The organism is Flavicella sp. IMCC45537, from assembly GCF_057197705.1.
Map to the genome: position 1 here is coordinate 2,441,398 of NZ_CM170067.1, position 26,989 is coordinate 2,468,386.

At 34.4% G+C, this 26,989-nt stretch carries 19 protein-coding genes; 14 read left to right on the forward strand and 5 right to left on the reverse strand.

What is annotated here, in order from left to right:
* Window positions 1–12 precede the first annotated feature (12 nt).
* The 4 genes from AC2DGP_RS10020 to AC2DGP_RS10035 all read left to right on the forward strand — a co-directional run bounded on the left by AC2DGP_RS10020 (window position 13) and on the right by AC2DGP_RS10035 (window position 5,673).
* On the forward strand, window positions 13–873 hold the full coding sequence (locus AC2DGP_RS10020; RefSeq protein WP_484489922.1) for a DMT family transporter: 861 nt from the start codon (window positions 13–15) through the stop codon (window positions 871–873).
* A 179-nt stretch (window positions 874–1,052) separates the two neighbouring features.
* Complete coding sequence (locus AC2DGP_RS10025) at window positions 1,053–2,597, forward strand: sulfatase family protein (RefSeq protein WP_484489923.1); 1,545 nt, start codon at window positions 1,053–1,055, stop codon at window positions 2,595–2,597.
* 100 nt (window positions 2,598–2,697) lie between these two features.
* A complete protein-coding gene (locus tag AC2DGP_RS10030) occupies window positions 2,698–4,014 on the forward strand; it encodes a D-arabinono-1,4-lactone oxidase (RefSeq protein ID WP_484489924.1) in 1,317 nt (438 codons plus the stop codon).
* Window positions 4,015–4,128: 114 nt separating this feature from the next.
* Window positions 4,129–5,673 carry a sulfatase family protein gene (locus AC2DGP_RS10035; protein WP_484489925.1) on the forward strand — a complete coding sequence of 515 codons (1,545 nt, stop codon included), beginning with the start codon at window positions 4,129–4,131 and terminating at the stop codon, window positions 5,671–5,673.
* Window positions 5,674–5,678: 5 nt separating this feature from the next.
* Here AC2DGP_RS10035 and dprA read toward each other — a convergent pair whose 3' ends face one another.
* Window positions 5,679–6,779, reverse strand: coding sequence for a DNA-processing protein DprA (gene dprA / locus AC2DGP_RS10040; protein ID WP_484489926.1), 1,101 nt, complete (start codon window positions 6,777–6,779; stop codon window positions 5,679–5,681).
* A 95-nt stretch (window positions 6,780–6,874) separates the two neighbouring features.
* On the opposite strand from dprA, the gene AC2DGP_RS10045 reads away from it, so the two are divergent.
* Window positions 6,875–7,774, forward strand: coding sequence for an HU domain-containing protein (locus AC2DGP_RS10045; RefSeq protein WP_484489927.1), 900 nt, complete (start codon window positions 6,875–6,877; stop codon window positions 7,772–7,774).
* 3 nt (window positions 7,775–7,777) lie between these two features.
* Here the strand turns inward: AC2DGP_RS10045 and AC2DGP_RS10050 are convergent, their stop codons facing one another.
* The 3 genes from AC2DGP_RS10050 to AC2DGP_RS10060 form a co-directional block, all read right to left on the reverse strand.
* The gene (locus AC2DGP_RS10050; protein ID WP_484489928.1) at window positions 7,778–8,557 is read right to left on the reverse strand and encodes an alpha/beta fold hydrolase; all 780 of its coding nucleotides are present in this window, start codon (window positions 8,555–8,557) and stop codon (window positions 7,778–7,780) included.
* Between the two features lie 11 nt (window positions 8,558–8,568).
* The gene (gene proC / locus AC2DGP_RS10055; protein WP_484489929.1) at window positions 8,569–9,372 is read right to left on the reverse strand and encodes a pyrroline-5-carboxylate reductase; all 804 of its coding nucleotides are present in this window, start codon (window positions 9,370–9,372) and stop codon (window positions 8,569–8,571) included.
* A gap of 81 nt (window positions 9,373–9,453) precedes the next feature.
* On the reverse strand, window positions 9,454–10,746 hold the full coding sequence (locus AC2DGP_RS10060; protein WP_484489930.1) for an aminopeptidase P family protein: 1,293 nt from the start codon (window positions 10,744–10,746) through the stop codon (window positions 9,454–9,456).
* A gap of 95 nt (window positions 10,747–10,841) precedes the next feature.
* Here AC2DGP_RS10060 and AC2DGP_RS10065 point away from each other — a divergent pair, with 95 nt between their 5' ends.
* The 9 genes from AC2DGP_RS10065 to AC2DGP_RS10105 all read left to right on the forward strand — a co-directional run bounded on the left by AC2DGP_RS10065 (window position 10,842) and on the right by AC2DGP_RS10105 (window position 24,329).
* Window positions 10,842–11,468: a DUF6973 domain-containing protein gene (locus AC2DGP_RS10065; protein WP_484489931.1), complete on the forward strand. Its 627-nt coding sequence runs from the start codon at window positions 10,842–10,844 to the stop codon at window positions 11,466–11,468.
* Window positions 11,469–11,624: 156 nt separating this feature from the next.
* A complete protein-coding gene (locus AC2DGP_RS10070; protein ID WP_484489932.1) occupies window positions 11,625–13,487 on the forward strand; it encodes an SLC13 family permease in 1,863 nt (620 codons plus the stop codon).
* Between the two features lie 245 nt (window positions 13,488–13,732).
* Window positions 13,733–14,410, forward strand: coding sequence for a succinate dehydrogenase cytochrome b subunit (locus AC2DGP_RS10075; RefSeq protein WP_484489933.1), 678 nt, complete (start codon window positions 13,733–13,735; stop codon window positions 14,408–14,410).
* A 12-nt stretch (window positions 14,411–14,422) separates the two neighbouring features.
* Window positions 14,423–16,438: a fumarate reductase/succinate dehydrogenase flavoprotein subunit gene (locus AC2DGP_RS10080; protein WP_484489934.1), complete on the forward strand. Its 2,016-nt coding sequence runs from the start codon at window positions 14,423–14,425 to the stop codon at window positions 16,436–16,438.
* Window positions 16,439–16,447: 9 nt separating this feature from the next.
* On the forward strand, window positions 16,448–17,188 hold the full coding sequence (locus AC2DGP_RS10085) for a succinate dehydrogenase/fumarate reductase iron-sulfur subunit (RefSeq protein ID WP_484489935.1): 741 nt from the start codon (window positions 16,448–16,450) through the stop codon (window positions 17,186–17,188).
* Window positions 17,189–17,376: 188 nt separating this feature from the next.
* Entirely contained in the window at window positions 17,377–18,618 is a 1,242-nt protein-coding gene (locus tag AC2DGP_RS10090; protein WP_484489936.1) for a SulP family inorganic anion transporter, read from the forward strand.
* 181 nt (window positions 18,619–18,799) lie between these two features.
* The gene (locus AC2DGP_RS10095; RefSeq protein ID WP_484489937.1) at window positions 18,800–20,716 is read left to right on the forward strand and encodes a DUF3857 domain-containing protein; all 1,917 of its coding nucleotides are present in this window, start codon (window positions 18,800–18,802) and stop codon (window positions 20,714–20,716) included.
* A 2-nt stretch (window positions 20,717–20,718) separates the two neighbouring features.
* Window positions 20,719–22,734 carry a DUF3857 domain-containing protein gene (locus tag AC2DGP_RS10100; protein WP_484489938.1) on the forward strand — a complete coding sequence of 672 codons (2,016 nt, stop codon included), beginning with the start codon at window positions 20,719–20,721 and terminating at the stop codon, window positions 22,732–22,734.
* 110 nt (window positions 22,735–22,844) lie between these two features.
* Entirely contained in the window at window positions 22,845–24,329 is a 1,485-nt protein-coding gene (locus tag AC2DGP_RS10105) for a tetratricopeptide repeat protein (RefSeq protein WP_484489939.1), read from the forward strand.
* A 60-nt stretch (window positions 24,330–24,389) separates the two neighbouring features.
* Here AC2DGP_RS10105 and AC2DGP_RS10110 read toward each other — a convergent pair whose 3' ends face one another.
* A complete protein-coding gene (locus AC2DGP_RS10110) occupies window positions 24,390–26,972 on the reverse strand; it encodes a glycoside hydrolase family 3 C-terminal domain-containing protein (RefSeq protein ID WP_484489940.1) in 2,583 nt (860 codons plus the stop codon).
* Window positions 26,973–26,989 lie beyond the last annotated feature (17 nt).

Below are 26,989 nucleotides of genomic sequence, written 5' to 3' on the forward strand. Positions count from 1 at the left end.
GACAATTACAAAATGAAAAACAACACTTTAAAAAACATTGCAGAACTTAACTTTTCTGTAATACTAATAAGTAGTGCAGCAGTATTAGTTAGGTTCATACCATTGGATCCCGCTTTGATATCTTTTTGGAGAGGACTTATTGCTTTTATAGTGCTGGGAGTAGTAATGCTATTAAAAAAAACCTCCTTTAAGGTTGCTAACAAAAAAGACAGACAAAGGCTCTTTGCTTCCTCTGCTCTATTTGCCTTACATTGGGTAACCTATTTTTATGCCTTGCAAGTTTCATCCGTAGCAATAGGAATGTTATCTCTATTTACCTTCCCTGTAATTACAGCTTTTATTGAACCCATTTATTTCAAAACAAAATTCAACCAAAGACACTTAATACTTGCCATTATTGTTTTATTAGGACTCTATATTATGGCTCCAGAAATTAATTTTGAAAACAACAGCACCAAAGGTATCATTGCAGGAGTTTTGTCGGGGTTATTTTTTGCGATGAGAAATCTAATGATGAAATCCAGTTCATCTAAATACGACAGCTCTGTATTAATGTTCTATCAATTTTTATTTGTTGCTATTGCCTTTACTCCATTTTTGATGTTCATCCCAACCAATCAAACCCAAGAGTACATGCCATATATTATTTGTCTCGGCGTTTTAGCAACCGCAATTGGGCATACTGTATTTGTAAAAAGTCTTAAAAATTTTGATGTAGCAACTGCAAGTATCATAGCTAGTTCCCAACCCGTTTTTGGAATTCTATTAGGGGTTCTTTTTCTAAAAGAAATACCTAACTTTTTAACAATAATTGGAGGAGCATTGATACTTTCTACTGTCTTTATCGAAAGTTTTTTAGCTAATAAAAAATAATTCCTTTCGGAGGACTCCCCCTGCCTCCATTCAAATGAACAAATTTTACCCTAAATTGTAGCAATATTAAATATCATGGTAATTTTTGATTTAAAAAGTTACATAATATTTAGTAGCTTTACATTCTCTTTTATAAATGTATTTTTTACAATTATAAAAAATAACTTAAACACAGAAAAATGAACAAATTACATTTCATCGCAATTGTTGCATTGAGCATCCTTACAGGGTGTAAGTCGAACGAAAAAGCAGAAAAGAAATCTGCTACCAAACCAAATGTTATCGTTATTTATACAGATGATCTAGGGTATGGAGATATTGGAGCCAACGGAGCTACTGAAATAAAAACACCTAATATTGACAAACTTGCTGCTGGAGGTATGCGTTTTACAAACGGATATGCTAGTTCTGCAACGTGTACACCTAGTAGATACGCTTTACTAACAGGAGTATATCCATGGAAAAACAAAAACGCAAAAATACTTCCTGGTACTGCACCTCTTATCATTGGCACAGAACAAATGACTTTACCAAAAATGCTAAAATCTCAAGGATACCAAACAGGAATCGTAGGGAAATGGCACCTTGGATTAGGTTCAGGAAATGTAGATTGGAACAAAACTGTTTCTCCTGGTCCAAATCAAGTAGGATTTGATTATTCTTATATCATGGCAGCAACACAAGATCGTGTGCCTACAGTGTATATTGAAAATGGTGATGTTGTTGGGTTAGACCCTAACGATCCAATTGAAATTGACTACAAAAACAATTTCCCTGGTCAAACAAGCGGTAAAGACAACCCAGAGTTAACAACTATGAAATGGCACCATGGACACAATAATACAATTGTAAATGGGATTCCAAGAATTGGTTACATGAAAGGTGGTGAAGCTGCAAAATGGAGTGATGTTGATATGGCAGATCACTTTTTAAAAGGAGCTCAAGAGTATGTAAAAAAACATAAAGACGGACCATTCTTCTTATACTATGGTATGCAACAGCCACACGTGCCAAGAACTCCTCACCCACGTTTTGTAGGTAAATCTGGATTAGGACCTAGAGGTGATGTTATTGTTGAAGCTGATTGGATCATCGGTGAATTTATCAAAATATTAGAAGAAGAAGGAATCTTAGAAAATACATTGATTGTTTTTTCTAGTGACAACGGACCTGTTTTAAATGACGGTTATTATGATGATGCTGTTGAAAAACTTGGAAAACACACACCTGCTGGAGTATTAAGAGGTGGGAAATATAGTTTATACGAAGCAGGAACTCATGTTCCATTTATTACGTCATGGAAAGGAACGATCAAGCCAGGTGTATCTGATGCCTTAGTTTGCCAAATGGACTTGTTATCTTCTGTAGCTGCCTTAATCGGTTCAGATGTAAGAACAGGGGATAGCGAAAACGTAATCGATGCATTGTTAGGAAAATCTGCACAAGGAAGAAAAGACTTGGTATTAGAAGCTAGTGCTAAAACAGCCTATCGCAATGGAGATTGGGCAATGATCCCTCCATACAAAGGAAAAGCCGTATTAACTCAAGTGAATATTGAATTAGGAAATTCTTCAGAATATCAATTATACAACCTAAAAGAAGATCCAAGTCAACAAAACAATCTAGCAAACACAAACAAAGCAAAGCTAGAAGAAATGATAGCTGGATATACCGCTATTAGAGGAAAACAAACTGGAAAAATAAAAGAGATCGAATTGAAATAAATTCTTCTTGATTTAGCATCTATAAAAACCACTTAGTTTCTCTAAGTGGTTTTTTCATTTAATAATAATGTATTTTTGCACCAACACTGAATCACTTTTGATGCATACATTAAAATGGACAAACTGGTCTAATTCATTTAGTTCTTTTCCAGAACAAATTTTATTTCCAACTTCTGAACAAGAAATTATTGGAATCGTAAAGGATGCGTATGACCAAAAATCAAAAATAAAACTTGTTGGCTCAGGGCATTCTTGCTCTAAAATTGCTGAAACACATTCTGGAATACTATTATCATTAGAAAAATACAACTCCGTAATTTCTTTTGACCCAAACACGCTTTCTCTGACGGTTCAAGGAGGTATTTCACTTAAAGACATCTGTGTATTCTTAAAGAACAACAATGCTGCTCTCGCAAACATGGGAACCATAGATCCGCAATCTATCGCTGGAGCCATAAGCACAGGAACACACGGAACCGGAATCAAATACGGATCGTTAGATCAGCAAATCATTAGTTTAGAACTTATAAACTCCAAAGGAGAAATAATTAAAATCAAGAAAACCGAAAACCAAACACTATTTAACGAAACAATCATAAATTTGGGCGCACTCGGAGTTATTTCAAAGGTTTGTATACAATGCGTACCCTTTTATAACTTAGAAGTAAACGCCAAAAGCATCTCCTTTGATGAAATGCTCCACAGCTTTCAACTTATTCATTCAAATGATTATGTAAGATTTTGGTGGGTACCCCATACAGATAAGGTTCAATTATGGAAAGCCAACAAAACTCAAAAGCCACCTACAAAACAAGATAAATTTTCTAACTGGATTAATGGAATCCTTAAAGGAAACATCATTCATGAAATAGGACTTTGGCTGAGCTCATTTCAGCCAAAACTAGTTCCAAAACTAAATAATTTCATGCATCATTTATTGTTTGCTAAAAGGAATTATGAAGTTGGAGATTTTCACAAGATGTTCACATTGGACATCAACGTAAAACAATCCGTTATGGAGTATGGAATCCCTTTAGAACACACAAAAGAAGTAATCTCAGAAGTTAGAGAACTTATATCAAAAGAAAACTTCAAAGTCCACATGCCAATAGAACTTAGGTTTGCTCCAAAAAACGATGCTATCTTAAGTATGTCATACGCAAGGGAAACCTGTTATATCGGTATCATTTCATACAAACCTTTTGGAAAAGAAATTGAACACGATACTTACTTTTATAAAGTACATGAGATATTTAAAAAATATAAAGGTAGACCACATTGGGCAAAAAAACACTTTTACAATTCCCAGGAATTAGCAAACCTGTACCCTCAATGGAATACATTCGACACTCATAAAAAAAATATCGATCCTCAAAAAATGTTTGAAAACGACTTCCTTAAAAATCTTTTCAGTTAAGTACTTTTCATTTTAAACTCGAATTACCCCCCTCCTTAGATCAAAATCCCCCTTCTAGTAAGATTTGACATATTGTAATTTTGTTTCACAACGTTTTCACACTTAAAAAACAAAATGAAACAATATCTATACACCTTAGTACTCACACTGATAACTCTTACTTCCTGTAAGAAATCTGAAATCACAAAAACCTCAGAAAACAAACTTCCTAACATCGTTATCATTTATACAGATGACCTTGGCTATGGAGACATAAGTGCAAATGGCGCAAAACATCTTTCTACCCCTAATATTGATTTTTTAGCCCATGGAGGAATACGTTTTACAAATGGCTATGCTAGTTCTGCAACATGCACACCTAGTAGATATGCACTATTGACAGGCGAATATCCTTGGAAAAACAAAGAGGCAAAAATCCTACCCGGAACAGCACCATTGTTAATAAAAACAGAGCAAAACACAATTCCTAAAATGCTTCAAACTAAAGGATATTTTACGGGAATTGTAGGAAAATGGCATCTTGGATTAGGAAACGGCTCTGTTGATTGGAACAAAAAAATTACCCCGAGTCCAAATGAAGTTGGATTTGACTATTCATATATCATGGCCGCCACTCAAGATAGAGTCCCTACTGTGTATATAAAAAACGGAAATGTTGTAAACCTTGACCCCACAGACCCTATTGAAGTTAACTATCAACAGAACTACCAAGGGCAACCTACAGGAGCCGAAAATCCAGAACTTTTAACTATGAAATGGCACACCGGACACAAAAACACAATTGTCAACGGAATACCCAGAATTGGATTCATGAAAGGTGGAGAGGCCGCAAAATGGAAGGACACAGAAATGGCAGATCATTTTTTGCAAAAAGCACAACAATTTGTAAAATCCCATAAAGAAAATCCATTTTTTCTTTATTATGCCATGCAACAACCACATGTACCTAGAACACCCCATCCAAGATTCAAAGGAGCTTCTGGTTTAGGACCTCGAGGAGATGTAATTTTAGAAGCTGATTGGTGTATTGGACAATTCATCAACACATTAAAAACAGAAGGAATTCTTGATAATACATTGATTATCTTTTCTAGTGATAATGGACCTGTTCTTAATGATGGTTATTACGATGAAGCAGTTGAAAAACTAGGAAAACATACTCCATGGGGACCATTTAGAGGCGGAAAATATAGTTTATTCGAAGCTGGCACACATGTTCCTTTTATTACCTATTGGAAAAACAAAATCAAACCCAAAACTTCCGATGCTCTCGTCTGTCAAATGGACTTATTAAGTTCATTAGCACAACTAGTTGGCAGCGATATCAAAACCAAGGACAGTGAAGCAATGATCAACACCTTTTTAGGAACCTCTGATAAAGGAAGAACCGACCTTATAATTGAAGCTACTACACGCACTGCCTTAAGACATAAAAACTGGGTGATGATTCCTCCATATGAAGGAGAAGCAATTATTGAATCTGTAAATATCGAAGTTGGAAACTCAAACGTATATCAACTTTATGATCTTTCACTAGACAAAGGACAACAAACTAACCTTGCAGAAACACATCCAAAAAAACTAAAAGAATTGATACAAATATTTGAGCAACAACGAGGAAAAGACTTTGGAAACATAGAATTGATTGAATTAAAATAAGACAACTATATCACTTCAAAAAGCTTCCCTGGGAGTGGTCTTATTAGGCCTTTCATCTCAAGCTGAAACAAAATTGAAGCCGTTTTATGAATTAAAATATCACATTCTAAAGCAATAATATCAAGTAGTTCCTTTTTCCTCTGACTTAAATAATCAAATACCTTTTGCTCATCCTCTTTTAAGTCAAGGAACAAGGTTGGTTGAATCACCTTCTTTGATACTACTTTTTTCCACCCTAACATTTCTACCAAATCAGAAGCAGAAGTAATCAAAGCAGCTTTATTAGATTTCACCAATTGATTACATCCAGCACTATAAACATCGGTACTTCTCCCTGGTACCGCAAATACATCTCTACCATAAGAATTTGCAATAGTTGCCGTAGCCAGAGAACCACCCCTAGCAGCAGATTCAACAACTATGGTAGCTTCTGAGATACCAGCCACAATTCTATTTCTTTTTAAAAAATTTTCTTTCAATGGCTGTTCCTCACTCCAAAACTCAGAAATAAAACCACCACGCTCACACATGTTCGCCATATATTTTTTATGAACTTTAGGATACACTTGATCCATACCATGAGCAAAAACGCCAACGGTTTGAAGATTATTTTCAAGCGCTGCACGATGCGCACAAATATCCACACCATAAGCAAAACCACTAATTATCATTGGATTATAGGAAGAAACACCTGCAATTAATTCATTGCAAACATCTCTACCATAATTGGTCATATTACGAGTTCCGACTATACTCAATATTTTCTTATCCTCAAAAACAAAATCTCCATCCTGAAAAAATAAAAAAGGACCATCAATGCAATTTTTTAAATGTTTCGGATAGGATTCTTCTAAAAAATAACACGTTTTCAATTTTTGTTTTTGAATAAAATCCAATTCTCTCTCCGCTTCATTCAAACACTTAGAGTTGAAAATATTTTTCAACAAAACAGTTCCAACTCCATTTATTTTTTGCAACGAATTAGCCCCCTCCTTAAACACACTTTTTGGACTTCCACAGGTCTCAATAAGCTTTTTTGCGATAATATCTCCTACCCCTTTAACCCTTTGTAGGGCTAGGGCATATAATAATTCGTCCTCTTTCATCTTGTAACAATTTGATATATAAGTTACAAAATAAATGTTCATAATTTTTTAATAACATCATCATTCTCAAATAAGATTTTATATATATTTGTTTTATGCAGTTATCAAAATACATCAGTGATTTATTATACCGTTACGAATGCGTAATCGTACCTGGTTTTGGAGGATTTGTTTCAAATTCAATTTCATCTACTATCAATCAATTCACTCATACATTTACCCCTCCGACTAAGAAACTTAGTTTCAATAGTCAATTGGTAAACAATGATGGACTACTTGCTAACTACATTGCTGCATCAGAAAACATTTCGTTTGAAGAGGCGGTTACTAAAATTGAACTAGCAGTTGCTCATTGGAATAAACTACTACAAAACAATCCTATAGACCTAAAAACTATTGGAACGTTACGTTTAAACAATGAAAATAAAATCATTTTTGCTCCAACTGAAACAACAAATTACCTAGCAAGTTCCTTCGGACTTGGGAGCTTCCAATCAAACGCAATAAAACGCGTAGAATACAAACAAAAGGTAACACAACTGGAAACCTCTGAGAAACGAAAATCGCCAGGTTATTTGAAGTATGCAGCTACTGTTGCAGCATTTTTAACTATTGGAGCTCTTAGCTGGAACTCAGTATACCAGAAAAAAGCATCAACTCTAGCTAAAGAATACCAAGAAACCGTTTCTAGAAAAATACAAGAAGCAACTTTTGTAATTAGCAACCCTTTGCCAGAGATCAATCTTGATGTTGTTAAAAAAGAACTCCCTAAAAAGTTTCATTTAATTGCAGGTGCTTTTTCAGAAAAAGCGAACGCCTTAAAAAAAGTAAACCAACTAAAGGAAAAAGGCTTCAATGCTCAAATCGTGGGAGTTAATAAATGGGGCTTAACTCAAGTAAGCTTTGAAAGCTATACCACTAGAAAAGAAGCTGCTGAACATTTAGAAATCATCAAAAAGAGTATTGCAAAAGACGCTTGGCTTTACATAAAATAAGCATTAATTCTTTTTCAAAAATTCTAAAATTGCATTAAGCATTTCAGTTTTGTTTTCAATATGAGACATATGTCCTTCTGAAAACCTATGCACAACGGTTTCTGTTCCTGTTACCTGATCTAATAAATCTTCCAATTTTAATACAGGATCTTTTTCACCAATTATCATCATTTTTGGATAGGGACCGAAATGCAATAACACCTCTCTGTCATTTCTAATTTTCATCCCTTCTAAAGCGGCTATGATTCCTTGTTTCGAAGTTTTTAAAGCTTCCTTTTTCACTTCATTTATTGCTGATCGAAACAACTTTCTATTCTTTGATCTAAATAACATTGGAATAGAGTTTCTAATAAATGATGTGTGATTTTCTTTTACAATTTGAATCGCTCTATCTCTACCTATTTGCTTTTCAACTGAATCAGCACGACTTGTTGAATTCAACAAACAAAGTCCTTTTACATTATCCGGAAAAAACTCAGCAAACGCCAATGCAACATACCCTCCCATGGAATGACCTATCAAAAATGATTTTCGAATTTTTAAATGATATAAAACTTCTTGAACAGCCTCCGCCATTTGCTCCATTGTATGCACATAGCCTAAGTTTTCCGACAAACCATGCCCTAACAAATCTATGGCAATAACTCGATATCTCTGAGATAAAAATGCAATAGTAGTATTCCACATTGTTGTATTCTCTAAAAAACCATGCAATAAAACAACAGCAGTCCCTTTACCCGATTCTGTAAAATGGATTTCTGTATTTTTATAAGAAACGAACATCTATAAAATATTTACAGTTTTTTACCTCCTAATTCAAAAGCTCTGGCAACAGCAGTTTCAACACATTTTTGAATCTCTGGACCCACACTAGCATCCGCTAAATGGTTTAATCCGGCAATAGTAGTACCTCCTTTTGAGGAAACTCTATCCATCCATTCTGTTAACGAGATGTCATTCTCTTCATATAACTTTACAGCACCTCCAAAAGTCTGAGACACCAGTACTTTAGATTGCTCTGCAGTAAAACCAAGATTTTCTGCTGCCGTAACCATGGCACTCATCATGTAAAACACAAAACCAGGTCCGCTTCCAGAAACCCCTGTCGATTTATCAATATCATCTTCACTTGCCACTAAAACCGCTTCACCAGTTGTCTTTAAAATCGCAGCAACCAAATCAAGCTCTTCTTTAGAAACCTGATCTGAACCAACATAAGTAGTCATTCCAAGTTTTACTTGAGCAGGTAAATTAGGCATCGCTCTTACTACTTTATCCAAACCTAATCCTTTTTGAATTGTTTCAATTGTTGTTCCTGCCATAATTGACACAACCAATTGATTCTCATTCATCAAATGCTTTATCTCTTCAAACACTAATGGAGCTATCTGAGGCTTCACAGCCAAAAAAATAACATCCGCATCTTTCAATACTTCAAAATCATCTCCAGCAGAAATAGTTTGCAAAGCATTTATTTCCTCAATTCTCTCTTGAGACTTTTCCAAAACTTGAATAGACGCTTCCAATTGAGAATTGTATATAGATTCCGCATATGTGAATCCCATATTTCCACCACCGATTACTGTTATTTTTTTCATATTCTAATATCTAAAATTACTCCTCTATTGTATAAGATCGCAAAAGTACACTTTTAGAAAATCATAAAGAAACTTTCATTTTCACGAATTCATTAATTCTTCAATTTCTTCTACTTCGATAGGAATATTAGCCATCAAATTTAATGGAGCTCCTGCTTTTTGAATCACCACATCATCTTCTAACCTAATTCCAAACCCCTCTTCTGGGATATAAATACCTGGCTCTACCGTAAACACCATATTTTCTTGCATTGGATCTGTCAAAACTCCATAATCATGAGTATCCAACCCCATATGATGAGAAGTTCCATGCATAAAATATTTTTTATAAGCAGGCCATTCAGGATCTTGATTTTTCACGTCTTTTTTATCAATCAACTTTAAATCAATCAATTCAGATGTCATCATTTTACCAACTTCTTCTTGATAGTCTTTCCAGATAGTGCCTGGAACCAACATTTTTGTAGCGGCTTTTTTAATTTTATTGACTGCATTGTACACTTCTTTCTGACGTTCAGTATACCTACCTGAAACCGGAATCGTTCTTGTGAGATCCGAAGAATAATTTGCGTATTCCGCAGCCACATCCATCAATATCAATTCACCAGACTTACACTGTTGATTGTTTTCAATATAATGCAACACATTGGCATTGTTCCCTGAAGCCACAATTGGTGTATAAGCAAAACCTTTAGATTTATTTTTTATAAACTCATGAATCAATTCCGCTTCAATCTCGTATTCCCAAACACCTGGTTTCACAAAAGATAGCAGCCTTCTGAATCCTTTTTCAGTAATATCACAAGCCTTTTGAATCAATTCTAGTTCTTCTACCTCTTTCACAGATCTTATTCGTTGTAAAATGGGATTACTTTCTTCGTAATTTTTACCACCAAAATCTTTTTTAACCTTTTTTATAAATCGATCTTCTCTTGTTTCTGTCTCTACCTTTGCTCTATAATGACCATTGATATTAACATAGACATTCTCAACCTCCTGCATCAATTGAGACAAAACCGAATCCATATCATCCAACCAAAGTACAGTCTCCACACCAGAAGTTTTGGTAGCTTCTGACTTGGTCAATTTTGCACCTTCCCAAATCGCAATATGTTCATTTGTCTCTCTCACAAACAAAATCTCACGATATTCTTTTTTCTTAGCACCCGGACACAAAAACAAGACACTTTCTTCTTGATCAACACCTGTCAAATAAAATATATCTCTATGCTGAGCAAAAGGCAACGTACTATCGGCGCTCACCGGATAGATATCGTTTGAATTGAAAAACGCAATTGAATTTGGCTTCAAATGAGAAACAAACTTATTTCTATTTTTAACAAATAAACTACTGCTGATTGGATCGTATTTCATAATAAAAATTTTGTCTCGTAAAAATATAAAACCTTAACCCAAACTATACCTACAATTCCATAAATTTGTATTGTTAGATTTAATTTAGCATTGCCTTGAAAAAACACCTCTCTTCTCTATGTATTCTAATTTGCTTAAACATAAGTTTTGGACAGTCCAAAGCATCTGGGTTTAAAAAACTCTCATCTGCAGAAAAGTGCTGGGTGATTTTTCATCCTTTCAAAGCGAAAAAAGCCTATAAAGCTTCAATTGCGGCACAAAAAACAGCAGACTCTATTGCAACTACAAATCTATTAGATGGAGATAAAAACGGAGGTCAAGTAGATGCTTTTAGACATGCTTATTGGATGGCAACCTTATCACAAAAGATCGGAAAAAGATCTGCAAAAAGCTTAGGCAAAGCACACGAAAAAGGAAACTACAAATATTATAAAAAAAACAAACTAGAAGACGGCACTATTCCTGATGAAGCCTCTTCGGAAATGGACTTATACAATAACCAAGTTGGCATCTCAATTTTCAAAGAAAACAAAAAAGCCCCAAAAAAGGAACTTATTGAGATCGTTATCCAGCATATAAACGAAGGTAAATTAAAAATCATAAAAAAAGACTCCTCAGGCAACTATCAAAATTGTTACGGAGAACAAATAAATTTAGAAGAATATAAAGGCGAATGGAACAATCCTAAATGCTTGATAAACTCAAACCAAAAAAAGATATAAATATTTGAAATTATCTACGATATCGTATTCGTAGCTAGAAAACAAGAGGTTACAAGCCTTCAATAACATCATTAAAACGCCGCAATAACAGAAGTGACATATATCATAATTGTCCATTTTTGTTAGGTATAAATTTGTAGAATAAACATCAGAATTATGGAAATTACATTTATCATTTTAGCAATCACAATCGTTCTTTTCGTTTCAGGAAAGATAAGACCTGATATCGTTGCCCTCACCAGTATGATGGCACTAAGCATGACAGGGGTTTTAACAGTAAACGAAACTTTTTCAGGCTTTAGCAACTCTAGTATCATCCTGATTGCAGGACTATTTATTGTTGGAGAAGCGATGAGTAGAGCGGGACTTACGTCTTGGCTAGGAAACAAAATCATTCAACTTTCAAAAAACAATTCAAACAAGCTTTTAGTTTTAATTATTATTGGCTCTGCAATTCTCTCAGCTTTTATGAGTAATACTGGAACTGTAGCTTCCTTGATGCCCGTAATTATTGCTGCAGCTTGGCGTTTAAAAACTCCAGCTTCTAAAATGTTGATTCCATTATCATTTGCCGCGGCAACAGGTGGTTTGTTAACCTTAACAGGAACACCAACCAATATTGTTACCAACCAAGCCATGATTGATGCAGGTATTCCAGAATTCGGATTCTTTGAGTTTTCATTAATTGGAGTTCCGTTACTTATTCTAACTGTTGTTTACATGAGATATTTTGGAACAAAATTACTTCCAAACAACGAATCTAGAAGAATGGAAGATATTGACGAATCTATTCAGAATATCGAAGATTCTTATCAATTGTTCGAAGGGTTTTGGAAAGTTAGAATTAGACCCAATTCTTCTGCAATTGGACAAACAATCAAACAGATGAAACTTGGCTCTACAATGGGAGTAAATATTATAAAAATTATTCCGCAAGAAGACTCTACAACCTCTTTCCTTAAAAAAGTAGGTTTTAAAAAATCTGAACCAGACGAATTTCCAGATCTTGATAGAGCCTTCAAAGCAGGAGATGAACTTTTAGTGAATTGTAGCGAAATGCGTATCAATAGATTTATTGACAAACACAATGTTGCTGCTACAAAGCTTGAAGAAGTTGATGGCGAGTTTGTAAAACAAAATGTACTTTCTGATGAAGTTGGTATTTGTGAATTGATTGTCGCTCCAAAATCTAGCTATAAAGGAAGACATATTAACACTGGGCGATTTGGAGAAAAATACAATGTTCAGGTTATGGCTTTGAACAGACATAATAAACGTATTAGAGGTAGAGAATTTGACCTGCAAGAAGGAGATTCTATTTTGGTAAGAGCCAAATGGGAAGACATTAAAGCGATTCAAGAAGAAAGTAGAGATTTCTTAATTATTGGATCCCCAGAGGAATTATCAAAAGAAGTTGGTAAAATCACCAGAAAAGGAGTTATTTCAATTCTAGCCATGGTGTTTATGGTATCTATGTTTATTTGGGGACCTTTTTCTTCTTCAATTACCGTTATGCTAACGGCGTTTATAATGATTGCGGGAGGATGTATCAACATGAACCAATCTTACAGAGCAATTAACTGGAATGTAATTATTATCATGGCAGGTATGATTCCGATGGGGGTTGCCTTGCAAAAAACAGGTGGTGCCAAATACATTGCGGACTCAATGATTACCCTTTTAGGAGATATGCATCCTACCTACTTTTTAGCCGGAATATTTCTAATCACCTCATTCCTAAGTCAGGTAATGAGTAACACTGCAACTGCAATTTTAATGGCGCCAATCGTATTGGTAGCTTCGTTAGAATTAGGATATTCTCCGCATCCATTTATGATGGCCTTGGCGGTAAGTGCTTCCACAGCATTTTTAACACCTTTTGGAACCCCTACAAACACAATGGTTATGAATGCAGGTAACTATAAATTCACAGATTATCTTAAAAGTGGAGCCATCCTATTAGGTATCTTTTTTATCGTTAGCATCATTCTAATTCCAATGATTTGGCCTTATAATTAGCCACCAAACAAACGAATAACTACGTATAAATACGTAGTTATTCGTTTTTTAAAATGTAAATAAAACAATTAAAACACCCCAAATTCATCAAAAGATTCAAAAACCAAAGAGCTACTAATCACTGAGATAATGGGCACGAAATCGTTTTCTTAAAACCATTCTAAATAAGCAAAAAAAAAGCGTCTTTTTTTCTCAAAAGAAAATCTAAGTAGTACATTTGTGCGATTCATAAAACTAAATTAAAAATGAGCGGATTTCTATCTTCATCAATTGCAAGGAAAGTGGCCATGGCACTGTCAGCACTGTTCCTTATCTTTTTCTTAATAATGCATTTATCGGTTAATTTAACTTCATTATTTAGCGAAACATTATTCAACCATTTATCTCACTTTATGGGAACAAACCCAATGGTTCAATTTGTATTACAGCCTATCTTAATTTTTGGTGTTGTATTTCATTTTGTAATGGGATTTGTATTAGAATTAAAAAACAAAAAAGCAACTGCAGTAAAGTATGCAAAAGACAATGGAGCTGCCAACTCAACTTGGACTTCAAGAAATATGATTTACAGCGGATTGGTAATTCTTGCTTTTATCGTTTTACACTTTATTGATTTTTGGATTCCTGAACTAAACACAAAATATATTCATGGAGACATGAGCGGTTTATTAGAGGGTACTCAAGACTTCAGGTACTTTGAAGAGTTACAACATAAATTTGTAAATCCATTACGAGTACTTGCTTATGTAGTTTCTTTCGTATTGTTAGGATTGCATTTATCTCATGGATTTCAATCGGCTTTCCAGTCTATGGGATTCAATAACAAGTACACAAAAACAGTGAAAGCTGCAGGTAAACTATATTCTATTATTATTCCTGCTGGATTTATTTTAGTAGCAGTATTTCATTTCTTAAACCATTAATCTTAGATACATATGACGACTTTAAATTCAAGAATTCCTAAAGGTCCAATTAAAGATAAGTGGACAACATACAAAGACAAAATCGACTTAGTAAACCCTGCGAACAAGCGTAACATTGATGTTATTGTTGTTGGAACAGGATTGGCTGGTGGTTCTGCTGCCGCTTCATTAGCTGAGTTAGGATATAACGTAAAAGCATTTGCTTACCAAGATTCACCGCGTAGAGCACACTCTATTGCTGCACAAGGAGGGATCAATGCTGCAAAAAACTATCAAGGTGACGGTGACTCTACTTACAGATTGTTTTATGACACTGTAAAAGGTGGTGACTACCGTTCTCGTGAAGCAAACGTACACCGTTTGGCAGAAGTATCTGGAAACATTATTGACCAATGTGTTGCTCAAGGAGTTCCTTTTGCACGTGACTATGGAGGATTGTTAGACAACCGTTCATTTGGTGGTGTATTGGTATCTCGTACTTTTTATGCTAAAGGTCAAACAGGACAACAATTATTATTAGGAGCTTATTCTGCCATGAACCGTCAGATTGCTCGTGGAAAAATAGAAATGCACAACCGTCACGAAATGCTAGATGTAGTTTTAGTAGACGGAAAAGCAAGAGGAATTATTGCTCGTAACATGATTACTGGTGAAATTCAACGTCACTCTGCTCACGCAGTAGTAATTGCATCTGGAGGATACGGAAATGTATACTTCCTTTCTACAAATGCCATGGGATCTAACGTTACCGCTGGTTGGAAAATCCACAAAAAAGGAGCATTTTTCGCAAACCCTTGTTATACTCAAATTCACCCAACTTGTATTCCTAGATCAGGTGACTACCAATCTAAATTGACTTTGATGTCAGAGTCTTTGCGTAATGATGGTCGTATCTGGGTTCCTGCTAAATTAGAGGATGCAAAAGCAATTCAAGAAGGAAAATTAAAAGCGACAGAAATTGCTGAAGCTGATAGAGATTATTACTTAGAAAGAAGATATCCTGCATTTGGTAACTTAGTACCTCGTGATGTTGCCTCAAGAGCAGCAAAAGAACGTTGTGATGCTGGTTACGGAGTTAATGCAACGGGAGAAGCTGTATACCTAGATTTCGCAGCGGCAATTGATCGTTACGGAAAAGAACAAGCTAAAATCAAAGGTATTGACAATGCATCAGCATCAGAAATATATGACTTAGGTCAAGCTGTTGTTGAAGCGAAATACGGAAACTTATTCCAAATGTATGAGAAAATCGTTGATGAGAATCCATACAAAACACCAATGATGATTTACCCAGCAACTCACTACACTATGGGTGGTGTTTGGGTTGACTACAACTTGATGACTACCATCCCAGGATGTTACTGTATTGGAGAAGCAAACTTCTCTGATCACGGTGCAAACAGACTTGGAGCATCTGCCTTAATGCAAGGTTTGGCTGATGGATACTTCGTATTACCATATACTATTGGTGATTACTTATCTGATGATATTAGAACTGGAAAAATCTCTACAGATTCTCCAGAATTTGATGAGGCTGAAAAATCTGTTAAAGAATTGATTAATTTCTTTGTGACGAATGAGGGAACACACTCCGTAGATTATTACCATAAGAAATTAGGAAAAATCATGTGGGACAAAGTAGGTATGTCTCGAAATGAAAAAGGCTTGAAAGAAGCAATGGCTGAAATCAAAGCTTTACGTGAAGACTTCTGGAAAAACGTAACTGTACCTGGAAACTCTAACGAAATGAACCCGGAATTAGAAAAAGCAACTAGAGTTGCAGATTTCTTAGAATTAGGAGAATTATTTGCTAAAGATGCCTTGAACAGAAACGAATCTTGTGGAGGTCACTTTAGAGAAGAATCTGTTGAATTAGACGGAGAACAAGAAGGAGAGGCAAAACGTAACGATAAAGATTTTGCTTATGTTTCTGCTTGGGAATACAAAGGAGAACCTGGAGATGCGGTACTTCATAAAGAAGAATTAGAATTTAATGACATTGAACTAAAACAACGTTCATACAAATAAGAAGACACTATGAATTTAACACTAAAAATCTGGAGACAAAAAAACGCTGATGACAAAGGTCAATTAGTGGATTATAAAGTAACTGATATTTCAGAGCATATGTCGTTCTTAGAAATGATGGATGTCTTGAATGAACAATTGATCAATAAAGGTGAAGAGCCTGTTGCATTTGACCACGATTGTCGTGAAGGAATTTGCGGTATGTGTTCTATGTACATCAATGGTGAAGCTCATGGACCTGATAGAGGAATCACTACTTGTCAGTTACACATGCGTTCTTTCAAAGATGGAGATACGATCCATATTGAGCCATTTAGAGCTACTGCTTTCCCTGTAATTAAAGATTTAGTTGTAGACCGTACTGCTTTTGATAGAATTCAACAATCAGGTGGTTATATCTCTGTAAATACTTCTGGAAATACACAAGATGCCAACGCTACGCCTATTTCTAAAATTGATGCAGACAAAGCAATGGATGCTGCAACTTGTATCGGTTGTGGAGCTTGTGTTGCAACTTGTAAAAACTCTTCTGCAATGCTATTTGTTGGAGCCAAAGTATCGCAGTATGCTTTATTACCACAAGGGCAAGTGGAAGCAACTGAAAGAGTTTTAAGCATGGTTCAGCAAATGGATGATGAAGGTTTCGGAAACTGTACGAATACAGGTGCATGTGAGGTAGAATGTCCTAAAGGAATTTCTTTAGAAAACATTGCTCGTATGAACAGAGAATTCTTAAAAGCTAGTTTATAAAACTACTTTTTAACTTAAATATTAAAAGCCCTTTTCATTCATTTGAAAAGGGCTTTTCTTTTGAACTCTATCAAATCCAACCCTTTAAATAAGTGAATTTATTAATATATCGTTTTCGTTAAAAAGACTATTTAGTCTTTTTTTAACAGTGTGGTTTGATAATTTTACAGTATCAAAATCACAAGACTATGTTACAAAATTTTAAAGGAGATTTATTAGGAGGAATAACCGCAGGAATCGTAGCGTTACCTCTAGCACTCGCATTCGGATTACAATCAGGTTTAGGGGCATCAGCTGGATTATACGGAGCAATTTTTATAGGATTTTTCGCTGCATTATTTGGAGGTACTTCCACACAAATAAGTGGCCCAACAGCCCCCATGACCGCTGTAAGTTTAGTTGCAGTAGCTACCATACTTCATGCAAATAACGGTGATATTTCTAAAGCTTTACCACTTATACTTTTTGTGTTTTTTGCAGCAGGCTTATTTCAAATTCTTTTTGGTATCTTAAAATTAGGTACGCTTATCAAATACATACCTGCAACCGTAGTATCCGGATTTATGAGCGGAATTGGTTGTATCATCTTAATTACCCAACTTCCAAATGTATTAGGATTTAAAACTGGAGGTGTCATAGCCTCTATCAAAACAATACCATACGCAATCACACATATCAATACAATAGAATTTTTGCTTGCTGTGGCAACTATTGCAATCATATATGGATTTAAAAGAATTACAAAGGCAGTACCTAGCACTTTAGTTGCATTGTTAAGCGTTAGTATATTTTCTATTCTATTTCTTCCAGCCGAATCTTTCGGAATAATAGGAAATATCCCATCCGGATTTCCTAAACTAAACTTCGATCTTTTTACAAGTTTTTCAATAGCTTCTTTTTCACCATATTTATTGACAGCACTTTCTTTAGCTCTTTTAGGAACAATAGACTCTTTATTAACCTCTGTTGTCGCAGATAATATGACAGACACAAAACACAACAGTAACAAAGAATTAATCGGACAAGGAATAGGAAACTCCATAGCCGCTATATTTGGAGGAATTCCAGGTGCTGGAGCCACCATCAGAACAGTTGTCAATATAGATGCTGGTGGAAAATCTAGGGTATCAGGTATGGTAGCCGCTGCATTACTTCTATGTTTCTTGATGTTATTAGGTCCACTTGCCTCGCATATACCTAACGCAGTACTTGCAGGAATATTAGTAACCGTGGGAATCGGTGTTTTGGATAAAAAGGGTTTAAAAAGTCTTCATTCCCAACCCGTAAAAGACACCATAGTGATGCTTCTAGTTTTAACCTTAACCGTGTTTTGGGATCTTATTTTCGCAGTTGCAATTGGTGTTCTAGTCTCCTATACTTTTAAAGTATTTTCTAACTTCAACAAAAGAAAAAAAATCAAAATGGCTTAATTTAATAAAATCAATAAACCCAACCCTATAGATACAACTCTATAGGGTTTTCGTTTTTCAAACTGTACCGCTTCATTTGTTATAAACTCCGGAAAAACACAGTTAAACGTAAAAATAACATTTGTTAAAAAACAAACCTTTAACAATTCATTTTATTACTTTTACACCTTCAAAACAAGCTATGAAACTACAACAATTACCCCTATTTTTTTTGGTGTTTCTGATATCGAATACCGACTTACTTTCTCAAGAAATCTCGTTAGCTTCATTTTTAATTCCAAAGGAATTAAAAGAAAATGCAAATGCTGTTGTTAGGTTAAACGAAACTACGGCTATTATTGAGGATAGTGACAAAATGAAAATTAAAAAGAAACGTATAGTAACCATCCTAAATAAAGTAGGGAAACGAAACCTAAATGGAACTTTCTATTATAGCGACCATCAAAAAATAATTGCCCTTCAAGCAACAATTTATAATTCAGCTGGTAAAAAGATTAAAAAATACTCCAAATCAAAATTCCAAGATGTGACTGCAACAGATGGTGGAACATTAGCTTCTGACGGCAGGTATAAATACTTAGAATATACGGCTAGCTCCTATCCTTATACTGTTGTTCTAGAGTCTGAAATTGAGACCAATACAACAAGTGCTATAGCACGCTGGTTTCCCATAGAAGGCTTTCATGTTTCCGTAGAAAAAAACCTATATACTATTCTAAACCCTAAAGAAATAAACTTAAGAACAAAGGAAAGAAATTTTGAAGGTTTTGACATCCAATCAACAAAACAACCAACCAGAGTTAGTTATGAGATAAACAAACAAAAGGCGCTGCAATATGAGCGTTACGCTCCTAGCATTTCAAAATTATTTCCCACCGTTTTATTTGGGTTAGATACGTATGCCATAAAAGGCTTAAAAGGAAGCGCCACAAATTGGAAAGAATTTGGAAAGTGGGAATACGATGTTTTGATCAAAGAAAAAAACAATCTATCAGACGAAGCCAAATCAAGAATTCAAAAACTTACAGAGCATATAACGGACACCTTAGAAAAAGCTAAATTTATCTATAATTACGTTCAGCAAAACACAAGATACATAAGTGTTCAATATGGTATTGGAGGACTAACACCGGCGTATTCCAATGATGTTGACAAATTAGGCTATGGAGATTGCAAAGGCCTTACAAACTACACTAAATCGCTATTAGAAGCCGTTGGAATAACATCTTACTATACAGAAATCTACTCCAAAAGTAGCAAAAGAAATATTGAAAAAGATTTTCATTCTATCCAAGGAGATCATATAATATTAAATCTACCTTATAAGGGAAAAGATTATTGGTTAGAATGTACCAGCCAGACGATACCCTTTGGATTTCTTGGTACGTTTACAGATGATAGAGATGCTTTGATATTAAGTCCAGAAGGAGGGTTTATCAAACACACAGCTATTTATAAAAATGCGACCAATCTGCAAAAAACATTAGGAAAAATAAATTTAACTGAAGAAGGAAATATTGCAGCTAATATAAACATTGAAACAAAGGGTACGCAATACAACCAACATTATCATTTAGAAAACAACAACCCGAAAGAAGTACAAACCTATTATATCTCTAATTATTGGAAAAATCTCAATAATTTAAAACTTGAGTCTTACACGTTTAAGAACAACAAAGATTCTATAATTTTTAATGAGCATGTTGCGGTTAAAATAAACAACTATGCCTCTTTTGCCGGTAACGATTTACTCCTTAGAGTTAATATTTTCAATAAGTATCAAAAACTACCTCCTAGGGTTGCTTCTAGAAAATTACCTATTGAGGTTTCTAGGGGGTTTAAGGATGTTGATGCATATACTTTTGAAATACCAGCATCTTATCAAGCATCCTACTTACCAGAAAAGAAAGAGGTCATAAATGACTTTGGGCATTATGAAGTTTATTTTGAAAAAATAGATGAAACTCATTTTACCTATCATAGAAGCCTATCAATTTATGATGGCACTTTCCCTAAGGAATCTTATAACACTTATAGGAATTTTTTAAAAACCATATCAAAATACGATAACCTAAGAATTGCACTAACTAAAAAATAAACATGAAAAACCTACAAATATTGTTTGTTATGTTACTCGTAACAACATTGACTTTTGCCCAAAAAAGAAAATTTGGAAAAATACAAAAAGAAGAACTTCAAGAAACTTCTTATGCAAAAGACAGTCTTGCCAATGCATGTTATCTCTATAAAAAACGAGAAACAAATTTTGTATTTAACGAACAGAAATTCAATTTTGAATTGGTTACCAAAGTCCATGAAATTATTAAAATATATAATAAAGATGGTTTTGATAATGCAACAGTAACCATTAATTATTATGACCCTGAAACGGGCTCTACCGATGAAGAAGTACATAAAATAAAAGCCTATACTTATAACCTTGAAAATGGCAAGATCAAAAAAGAAAAACTTTCTTCTCAAAATGTCTTTCAAGATCAAACTAACAAATTTTGGGCAAATAAAAAATTTACAATGCCTAATATAAACGAAGGATCTATTATTGAATACAGCTATACAATAATTTCTCCCTACTGGGATATTCGTGATTTGGACTTTCAATATGAAATACCAATCAAAGAACTTTACTATTCTACCGAGATTCCTGAATACTTTAATTTTAGCAAACGCAACAAAGGCTTTTACTTTATTCCAGCACAAGAAGAAACGTTAAACAGAAGTATCAGCTGGACGAATAAAAGTAGATCAACTGGGGATGTTGTTTCTACCACTTATGACGATCAAAAAATTAACCATACCTCAAAACACACGGTTTATAGTAAAAAAGACATCCCTGCACTTAGAGACAATGAACCCTATATGAGTAGTATCAACAACTATAGAGGTGGTGTAAAATACGAACTAAGTTCTACTAGATTCCCTAACTCAAATACCGAGCAATACAGTACCACATGGGAATCAGTAAGCAAAACTATTTTTGAAAACTCAAGTTTTGGTCAAGAGTTAAAATATTCCAATTATTTTAAAGAGGATCTAGCCAGGATTCTTGAAGGAAAAACAACCTACCAACAAAAATTAATCACCATTTTAGAATTTGCTAAATCAAAGGTAAAATGGAATGGATATTCAGGAAAATACACCAACCAAGGTGTGCGAAAAGCTTACAAAGAAGGATCTGGAAATGTTGCAGAAATAAATCTAATGTTAGTCTCTATGCTAAGAGAAGCAGGCTTTACAGCGAATCCTGTTTTATTGAGTACCAGAGACCATGGAATCCCATTTTTCCCAACTTTAGAAGGATATAATTATGTCATTGCCGCTGTTCATGCTGAAGGATCTGGCTATATTCTATTGGATGCAACAGAAAAATACAGCTCACCAAATAACCTTCCGTTAAGAGACTTGAATTGGGACGGTAGAATGATTGCAGATGATGGGCGTTCTAAGCCAATTAGTTTGGTTCCTAAAAAATACTCTGAAGAAACGAACTCTTTGAGTATCTCTATCGACGAAAATTTTCACGTAAAAGGTTTGCTTAGGTGTAAAATAGATGGACTTAAGGCTTTTTCTTACAGAAATAAAAACGGCAAAAAAAAGGATGAAGATTTGATTCAAAAACTAGAAAACAAATTTCATGTTGAAATCAATAATTTTAGAATTAGCAATAAAGATCTTCCATACAAACCTATTTCTCAAATGATTCAGTTTGAGAGCGATGATATCATTGAAGTGATTAACGGAAAAATGTACATTGATCCTTTATTTTTCTTTACTACAAGAGTAAATCCGTTTAAAACAGAAGACAGAAAATTCCCTGTAGACTACGGTAGCCCATGGAAGGAAAAAAACATTATTTCAATTAAAATACCTGACGGATATCAGATTGAATCCATTCCAGAAACTTTTGGAATTGGCTTACCAGAAAATCTAGGAGTCTACAAGTTTCTAATTAATGCTAATGGAAACAGCATAAGTATCAAAACCGAAGAGGCTATTAACAGTCCAATTATTTCACCCTTGTTCTATGCAGACCTAAAAAACTTCTATGCTGAAATGGTGAACAAACAAAAGAAAAAAATTGTTCTAACAAAAATCTAAATCTAAATCCTCTTACCTAAAAAGTAAGGGGATTTTTTAGTTGAAACAAGGCTATATTAAATATTATTCTTAGTTTGTAACCTTAAATTACCTCACAAACAAAATAGCTTATGCGTCAATGGATTGTATTTTTTTTATGCTGTTTTTCATTTATTTCATCAGCGAAATCAAAAGATACAACTTTTGTTAAAGACAGCCTTGTTTTAAAAATTCAACAAGATCTAAAAGAATCTAAGCACCTTACTTCACTTGCTTATTACCCAGAAGCATATGACAAAATATGGGATGTTTTAAAAACTTCTGATTCTTTACAAAACCCAAAAATAAAATACGATGCCTATAAAAACCTGACCCTTTTATACTCTATTTTTCATAAAAAACACAAAGCTATTTCTGCTATTGATTCCATGTTATATAATGCTAAAAAATCTGGCATCTATAGCAATCCGAAAGAAAAATCCAATCTTTATTATACCGCAGCGCTTACCTATAGAATGAATCAAGAATATAAATTAGCGCAACAATACCTTACGGTTAGTAAAATAATTCTTGACTCACTACATACCCCTTTAAAAAGCCAAATTTATGTACTTACAGAGCAAGCGCATCTGTATACCCTTACTGGCGATTATAAAGCTTCTGAAAAATTAATTTCTTCTCTTTTGAAGGAAATTCCAGAAAAGCATAATTATGGATCCATCATATACTCTATGTTGGGTGATTTGTACGCGAAGCAAAATCGAACAAAAGCTGCATTACAATCTTACAAAAAAAGCTTACAGTTAATTTCTGAACAAAAAATCAGATTGGGACTTAGAGTAGGTTTATTAGAAAAAACATCACGGCTTTATAAAGAACTTGGAAACTACAAACTAGCTTACGAACAGATTAACGAAGCCAAAACCCTTGGCGATAGTTTATTTGGAAGCCAAAGCGAACGAAACAAACAATTATTTGAAATAAAAGATTCTTATAGAAAATCGATTATTGCTAACAATAGAATCAAAAAAGAACAAGAATTAAAATTAGTCAATGCCCAAAAAGCAACTCTGAATTCTCAATTATTATTCTCTATCGTATTAATCGTAATTTTAATTATTTCTGCATTTATTGTGATTAAATTATTGAGAAAAAAACACCACATAGAGAAAAAACTGACTGAAGAAAGAGCCTTGGCAGCAATTGAAATTAAGAAAAAAGAACTAGCTGTTACTGCACTTCAATTAATAGAAAAAGACAAATTATTAGAGGAAATAAAAAAAGGTTTAGATGAAGTAAACAAACATAATTTTTCTTCTGTTGACAAAATAAAAAGTACCATAAAAGTCAATTCTACCAAAACCTGGGATGAGTTTGAGGCTAGATTTATCCAAGTAAATAGTTCTTTTTACGAACGACTGGGAATAAAGCACAAAAACCTGAGCAGAAATGAATTGAAATTATGCGCTCTAGTAAAACTTAATTTTTCTACAAAGGAAATGGCCGATCTACTTGGTATATCACCAGACAGTGTAAATAAAGCTAGATATCGTCTCAGAAAAAAACTAGATTTACAAAGAGATGACAACCTTGTTTCCTATATAAATTCTATTTAAAAAAATTCGGATAAACCTAAGTCTACCCGAATTTCACTAACTATAATCTACTCACAAAACTTATTTCTTAGACCTATTCACAATTTTTGTGATCACAAAAGGTTTCACATCACCTGGTGGAATTATTTTAATTGACTCATGATCTACAACCCCTTTTCTAGTGTTAATTCTTAACCTTACAGGTTGACCATATTCTGGTGGAATCGGAATCTTAATTTGTAATTTTTGTTGTTTATTCAGAATCGTATAGGTTTTTATTGAATTCCCTGCCATAAAAGTCTCAATAATTGCTTCTTTACTTGCCGACTTAAAAGTTAACTCTGCATCCCAAGTATTCACATAAAAACCAGGATCAAGAAAAGTAATCTCATACTCAACCCAGCTTGAAGTATCTTTTTCCTTTTTAGATACACTATTCATATCTGATGGTTTAGAATAAAGATAATCCCAACTTCTACCATGCTTTGCAGGATCAAAATTATAGTAACCACTTTTGTCACCCACTTTAATGTCTGGGATGGTACCTGCTTCCACCTTTATCGTTTTCACTTCACTAATTGCCTCACTAGAATTTCCAACTAAAATTTCAAACTTCCCAGCTTCCACTTTAAATTTCTCTTCTGAAACATTATAATATGAAAACGCTTCATAAGGTATTTTAACCTCAACCGTCTTGCTTTCTCCTGCATTTACAGACACTCTTTGAAATCCTTTAAGTGCTTTCATAGGAGTTTTTTGAGACGACTTAACATCTTTAATATATACTTGCACAACCTCATCACCAGCTACTTCACCTGTGTTGGTAACTGTTGCTGTAACCGTAAGAAATTGTTCTTGTTTTAAGGTTTTCGTATCAAGAGTCATTTTTCCTATTTCAAAATCAGTATAGCTCAAACCATAACCAAATGGATACAAAGCATCTCCCTTAAAGTACATATAAGTCCTTCCGTTTTGAACATTATAATCGTTGAAATCTGGCAAATCATTATCAGATTTAAACCAAGTTGCATTCAATTTCCCTCCTGGATTTACATCTCCAAACAACATTTTAGCCAAAGCTGTTCCTTGTTCTTGTCCGTTTGCCCAAGCGCATACGATCGCAGGTACATTATTCTGCTCCCAAGAAACATCCGTTGCACCACTAGGAATCAACACAACAATCACATTTTTATTTACCTTTTGTACGGCTTTTATCAACTTATGCTGATTTCCTGGTAATTTCAATGATTTTCTATCTACATTTTCCGTAGCCGTAGCCTCATCATTACCAACCAAAACCACAACATATTCAGATTTTTTGGCAACCTCAACAGCTTCAGCTATTTTTTTTGCATCGTCTTTATCTTTGGCCAAAGCACAACCTTCAGCATATAATACTTCCGCAGAAGTACTATTTTTAATTCCTTGTAAAGGGGACACTTTACTTTTAGGATTTCCTGAATAAATCCCTAACCAACATCTATCAGCAAATGGACCTACCACTCCAATGCTCTTGATGGCCTTTTTTAAAGGAAGTATGTCTTTTTTATTTTTCAGTAATACGATAGATTGTTCAGCCGCTTTTAACGCCAATTCTTTATGAGCATCACATTCCAAAACGCTTTTTGGTATTTTAGAATAAGGATTTAAGGAAGGAGCATCAAAATCTCCTGTTCTAAACCTTAATTTTAACATTCTCCTTACAGATACATTGATTTCTTCTTCTGTTAATAAACCTTGCTTAATAGCTTCCGGTAAAGCATTTACCATCGGCGCTTTTTTCACTGCATTTCTAAAACACTCTTGATCTACACCCGCTTTAATCGCCATCGCTGCAGCCTCTGCCTGTGAAGAAGCATAACGCATACGAGTTTCTAATCCTTGAACTGCCGCCCAATCTGCAATCACATATCCTTCAAATCCCCATTCATTTCTCAAAACACCATTTACTAACCATTCATCCGCAGAACAAGGAACTCCGTTTAACCCGTTCAAAGCCGTCATTATTCCGGTAGCATTCTCATCTACGATACATGTTTTATATGCTGGAAAGTAATATTCATACAAATCTTTTTTTCCAATCATTGAATGAGACCTTTCTCTTCCTTTATCTACATTATTAGCTACATAATGCTTTACAGTCGTAACTGTTTTTAAGTAATTTGGATCATTACCTTGCATTCCTCTAATATACATTCGAGCCATTTCTGACATTAAATAAGGATCCTCACTATAGCATTCTTCATTCCTTCCCCATCTTGGATCACGAGCCATATTTACAGTAGGAGAGAACATCATAACTTCTTTTTTACCCATATTTTTGAGGGCTCTTGATTCATTTGAAATTGCAGTTGCAACGTCAAACATCAAATCAGGATTCCAAGTAGATCCCATCGCAATATTTTGAGGAAACTGTGTACAATTCCATGCAATAATTCCATGCAACGCTTCACCATACCATTCAAAATAAGGAACGTCTAAACGCTCTATAGCAGGAATTCTTGAACCGCAATAGCTTATTTTTTCTTCTAGCGTCATCTTAGACAATAGATCTTCTACTCTTTCATCAATGTTTGCATTTGCATCTTTCCATACTTGAGCATTCATGGAGAATACCGCCAAAAGTAAGACAACAACAGAACTCATTTTTTTTAAATAAATCATAAATAAATAGGTGTTTA

Coding starts and splice junctions, on each gene's coding strand:
- AC2DGP_RS10020 (WP_484489922.1), top strand. CDS start 13: ATGAAAAACAACACTTTAAAAAACATTGCAGAACTTAACTTTTCTGTA.
- AC2DGP_RS10025 (WP_484489923.1), top strand. CDS start 1,053: ATGAACAAATTACATTTCATCGCAATTGTTGCATTGAGCATCCTTACA.
- AC2DGP_RS10030 (WP_484489924.1), top strand. CDS start 2,698: ATGCATACATTAAAATGGACAAACTGGTCTAATTCATTTAGTTCTTTT.
- AC2DGP_RS10035 (WP_484489925.1), top strand. CDS start 4,129: ATGAAACAATATCTATACACCTTAGTACTCACACTGATAACTCTTACT.
- dprA (WP_484489926.1), bottom strand. CDS start 6,779: ATGAAAGAGGACGAATTATTATATGCCCTAGCCCTACAAAGGGTTAAA.
- AC2DGP_RS10045 (WP_484489927.1), top strand. CDS start 6,875: ATGCAGTTATCAAAATACATCAGTGATTTATTATACCGTTACGAATGC.
- AC2DGP_RS10050 (WP_484489928.1), bottom strand. CDS start 8,557: ATGTTCGTTTCTTATAAAAATACAGAAATCCATTTTACAGAATCGGGT.
- proC (WP_484489929.1), bottom strand. CDS start 9,372: ATGAAAAAAATAACAGTAATCGGTGGTGGAAATATGGGATTCACATAT.
- AC2DGP_RS10060 (WP_484489930.1), bottom strand. CDS start 10,746: ATGAAATACGATCCAATCAGCAGTAGTTTATTTGTTAAAAATAGAAAT.
- AC2DGP_RS10070 (WP_484489932.1), top strand. CDS start 11,625: ATGGAAATTACATTTATCATTTTAGCAATCACAATCGTTCTTTTCGTT.
- AC2DGP_RS10075 (WP_484489933.1), top strand. CDS start 13,733: ATGAGCGGATTTCTATCTTCATCAATTGCAAGGAAAGTGGCCATGGCA.
- AC2DGP_RS10080 (WP_484489934.1), top strand. CDS start 14,423: ATGACGACTTTAAATTCAAGAATTCCTAAAGGTCCAATTAAAGATAAG.
- AC2DGP_RS10085 (WP_484489935.1), top strand. CDS start 16,448: ATGAATTTAACACTAAAAATCTGGAGACAAAAAAACGCTGATGACAAA.
- AC2DGP_RS10090 (WP_484489936.1), top strand. CDS start 17,377: ATGTTACAAAATTTTAAAGGAGATTTATTAGGAGGAATAACCGCAGGA.
- AC2DGP_RS10095 (WP_484489937.1), top strand. CDS start 18,800: ATGAAACTACAACAATTACCCCTATTTTTTTTGGTGTTTCTGATATCG.
- AC2DGP_RS10100 (WP_484489938.1), top strand. CDS start 20,719: ATGAAAAACCTACAAATATTGTTTGTTATGTTACTCGTAACAACATTG.
- AC2DGP_RS10105 (WP_484489939.1), top strand. CDS start 22,845: ATGCGTCAATGGATTGTATTTTTTTTATGCTGTTTTTCATTTATTTCA.
- AC2DGP_RS10110 (WP_484489940.1), bottom strand. CDS start 26,972: ATGATTTATTTAAAAAAAATGAGTTCTGTTGTTGTCTTACTTTTGGCG.